Origin of the sequence: Dolichospermum sp. UHCC 0259 (genome assembly GCF_009711935.1) — a bacterium.
In the GTDB taxonomy this organism is placed as follows: Bacteria; Cyanobacteriota; Cyanobacteriia; order Cyanobacteriales; family Nostocaceae; genus Dolichospermum.
In genome coordinates this window covers 1-3,120 of sequence record NZ_VIKX01000011.1, presented here as the reverse complement: position 1 = coordinate 3,120, position 3,120 = coordinate 1, and the positions used below count along the sequence as shown (strand labels likewise).

General features: G+C 39.6%; 4 protein-coding genes. 3 read left to right on the top strand and 1 reads right to left on the bottom strand.

Going from position 1 to position 3,120, the window contains the following annotated elements:
* Positions 1–100: 100 nt before the first annotated feature.
* Positions 101–361, top strand: coding sequence for a glutaredoxin 3 (grxC, locus tag FJR05_RS01385; RefSeq protein ID WP_168642468.1), 261 nt, complete (start codon positions 101–103; stop codon positions 359–361).
* Positions 362–434: 73 nt separating this feature from the next.
* Here grxC and FJR05_RS01380 read toward each other — a convergent pair whose 3' ends face one another.
* Positions 435–1,634: an RNA-guided endonuclease TnpB family protein gene (locus FJR05_RS01380; RefSeq protein ID WP_168642476.1), complete on the bottom strand. Its 1,200-nt coding sequence runs from the start codon at positions 1,632–1,634 to the stop codon at positions 435–437.
* 105 nt (positions 1,635–1,739) lie between these two features.
* Between FJR05_RS01380 and FJR05_RS27520 the strand changes: the two genes are divergently transcribed.
* Both FJR05_RS27520 and gshB read left to right on the top strand, forming a co-directional pair.
* Positions 1,740–1,862 (top strand): hypothetical protein, encoded by a 123-nt coding sequence (locus tag FJR05_RS27520; protein WP_256376162.1) that lies wholly within the window; start codon positions 1,740–1,742, stop codon positions 1,860–1,862.
* Between the two features lie 228 nt (positions 1,863–2,090).
* On the top strand, positions 2,091–3,053 hold the full coding sequence (gene gshB, locus FJR05_RS01375) for a glutathione synthase (protein ID WP_168642467.1): 963 nt from the start codon (positions 2,091–2,093) through the stop codon (positions 3,051–3,053).
* Positions 3,054–3,120: the final 67 nt, after the last annotated feature.

The window sequence follows — 3,120 nt, the reverse complement described above, 5'->3', positions numbered from 1 at the left end:
CTCTAGGAGTACCAACTCCCCCAACTTCCCAGTCCCCAATCCCCAGTCCCCATTAACTTAGGTCTAAAATTAAGAAGTATTACATTTAGTTGAGAATATTATGGCTGCAAAAGTAGAAATTTACATTTGGACAACTTGCCCGTTTTGTATGCGTGCTAAAAGTCTACTGAAAAGCAAAAGTGTTGATTTTATCGAATACAACCTTGATGGAGACGAAATAGCAAGAGATAAAATGTCCCAAAGAGCTAATGGAAAACGCTCTTTACCACAAATTTTTATTAATGATGTTCACATTGGTGGTTGTGATGATATCTACACTTTAGATCGTCAAGGTAAGTTAGATGAGATGCTAGTTTCGTGACATACTCCACACACTCTCTTATTCCTTGCGGCACGCTACGCGAACAGGTGAGTGTGGGCTTCTCAACGACTCCCTATGAGGACATTGATTGAGCTTTGAGGGCGTGTGTCCCACGCGCCTTTATATTTATAGCGGCATTTAGATCCCTACACAAACTCGCATGGCAGACCGGGCAATTGTGCATTCTTTGGGATAGCGGCTTTATTACCTTAGAACCACCCTTCGACAAGCTCAGGGCATCGCAATTAGAGCATTCTTGGCTTGTACCGTTGGGATTTACAGCTATCACTTTCAAACCAGCATTTCCGGCTTTGTTTGAAAGTATGGCGATGAACTGTCCCCAACCAGCATCGTTAATACTTTTTGCCAACCATGTTCTAGCGAGTCCTTTTATGTTCAACTTTTCAACAGCAATAACATCGTACTTTTTGAGTAGATTGTTTGTAGTTTTAAAGTGAAAATCTTTGCGGGTATCTGATACTTTCTTGTGTTGAATACCCAGTTTTTTAATAGCTTTTTTACGACGATTAGATCCTTTTTTTCTGCGAGAAACACGACGTTGTGCAGATTTTAATTTACGTTCAGCTTTACGCAAAAACTTAGGGGCGGCAATTCTTTCATCGTCTGAGGTGACAATAAAATCAATTAAACCTACATCAATACCAACAATATTATTAGCATTAAAATCAGGTTTAATTGTTGGAACTGTTTTATCATCAAGGCTTAAAGTTACATAATACCCGTCTGCTTTTTTAGTGACAGACACAGTTTTAATATTAAAACCATCAGGTATTTGACGATGAACAATTACTTTGATATCACCTATTTTTGATAGGGTAATCTTGTTATTAATAAAGTGATGTTGTTTGAATTGAGGAAACGTAAATGTTTTGTATTGCCCCGCGCTTTTAAATCTAGGTCTACCCGACTTTTTGCCATTGCTGTCACCTTTTAGCCATCTATCAAAAGCCAATTCAACTTTCTTTGGGACTTCCTGTAGCACCTGTGAATAAATTTCTTTGTACCAAGGACGGTCTTTTTTGAGTTGAGTTAATGATGCTTGCTGACTAAAGCGATTAGGCTGATCTTTCAACTCTGGTAAATGGCAAACGAAAATGGAACATCTATCAACAGGAGAACGGTTTTCCTCATACCAATGAAAGCGTTGAGCAAGTTGATAATTGTATTGAAATCGCAGCATTTCTAGCGTTTTCTCAATTTTTTCCGCTTGTTCTTTTGTTGGCTTTAATCGGTACTGGTAAGATATTCTCATTTTATTGTTTTTTTTCGACCTATTTATAAGATAATATAAAGGATAGCCAATGACCATCCATTATGAAAAATATAAAGACTCAGCCTGAGAATCAGCGACAGAAGAATGCAAATCTTGCAAACTTACGCCGCCACTAAAGATAAAACTATTACGTCTTTGGTAGAAGATTGGATAGATTCTCTTAAATCAGAAAATGTTCATTCGTCATTGACTAACGATCCTGATTGAACTGCGTTCAATTTCGCCTGTTGGTCAATTCCTCACTCACGCGCATTCATCCCACATTCCTAAGAGTGAGATGTGGGACTTGTGCTGTTTCTGTTAAAATATTGTGGATCATATCCCCGACTTCTAAAATTAATTTAATCATCTCCGAGCAAAATGTAGGAAAGAAGTCGGGGATCTTTAGTAGGACATTTAAATATTAAAACTCGTAAATATAAAGAGGTATAAAGGGTGAAACTAGCTTTTATTATTGATCCTATCCATCGGCTTGATCCATGCCATGATACCAGTGTCGCTTTGATGGAAGCAGCGCAAATTCTAGGACACGAAATTTGGATAACGCAAGCAAATCTGCTGAGTGTTATTGATGGTAAAGCTTGGGCTGTGTTACAGCAGGTAGAACTTGTTCCTGTGGAGTTAGTAGAAGGACGTTGGTTAGCGGCTAATCCTTGGTTTAAATTAAGCCCTAGTGCCTTTACTCCTTTGGAAACGATGGATGCCGTATTTATGCGGACAGATCCACCTGTTAATGATGCTTATCTTTATGCTACTTATATTTTGGATTATATTGACCAAAATAAAACTCTAGTGATCAATGATCCGGCAGGGATTCGTGATGCTAATGAGAAAATGTATGCTCTCCAGTTTAGGGAATGTGTTCCCGAAACAATTGTCAGCGCTAACAAAGAGGTAATTCGCCAGTTTGTGGAAGCTAAAGAAGCAACAATTCTCAAACCACTGGGGAATAAAGCTGGAGAGGGAATTTTATTTTTACAATCAGGCGATCGCAATTTTAATTCCATTGTCGAACTTAGCACCCTCCAAGGTCAAGTTCCCGTGATGGTACAAAACTATTTACCCCAAGCCAAGGAGGGAGATAAAAGGATTATCTTACTCAATGGTGAACCCATAGGTGCGCTCAATCGCCTTTCCAGTGGTAGTGATTTTCGCAATAACATGGCCACAGGTGGCACAGTGGCTCAAACCACCATTACCCCAAGAGAACAGGAAATTTGCCGCCATTTAGCCGCAAAACTCCGGGAAGATGGTTTAATTTTCGTGGGTATTGACGTAATTGGTGGCTACCTAACGGAAGTCAATGTCACGAGTCCCACAGGCATCCGGGAAATTGACCGTCTTAATGGTACTCACCTCGCTCATCAGGTCATTCAATGGGTAGAAGCTAATAAATAGGCAGGGGAGTAGGGGGAGTAGGGGTATATAATGAGGTTTGGCAAGCTTTCGCGGTTCTATTACCCAT

Bases quoted from the DNA above. Each gene is read 5' to 3' on its own strand.
- FJR05_RS01380 (WP_168642476.1), bottom strand. From the start codon at position 1,634: ATGAGAATATCTTACCAGTACCGATTAAAGCCAACAAAAGAACAAGCG.
- grxC (WP_168642468.1), top strand. From the start codon at position 101: ATGGCTGCAAAAGTAGAAATTTACATTTGGACAACTTGCCCGTTTTGT.
- FJR05_RS27520 (WP_256376162.1), top strand. From the start codon at position 1,740: ATGCAAATCTTGCAAACTTACGCCGCCACTAAAGATAAAACTATTACG.